The organism is Frigoribacterium sp. AC759 (assembly GCF_979256015.1).
In genome coordinates this window covers 1-261 of sequence record NZ_CEEDMT010000114.1, presented here as the reverse complement: position 1 = coordinate 261, position 261 = coordinate 1, and the positions used below count along the sequence as shown (strand labels likewise).

The window sequence follows — 261 nt, the reverse complement described above, 5'->3', positions numbered from 1 at the left end:
GGGTTACCCATCGCGTCCACGACGCGACCGAGATATCCCTCGCCAACCGGCACAGACAGCACTTCCCCAGTGCCACGAACAGTCGATCCCTCATCAATACCGTCGGAATCGCCGAGCACGACCACACCGATTTGCCGCTCTTCTAAGTTAAGGGCAATGCCCATGGTTCCATTCTCGAAGCGCAGCAACTCGTTGGCCATGGCCGAGGGAAGCCCCTCGACGTGGGCGATACCGTCGCCAGATGTGACGACGGTGCCGACC

At 60.9% G+C, this 261-nt stretch carries 1 pseudogene; it reads right to left on the bottom strand.

The features are described 5' to 3' along the window. Positions 1–261: pseudogene (locus tag ACZ6JE_RS15310) on the bottom strand (F0F1 ATP synthase subunit alpha); the annotation flags it as partial.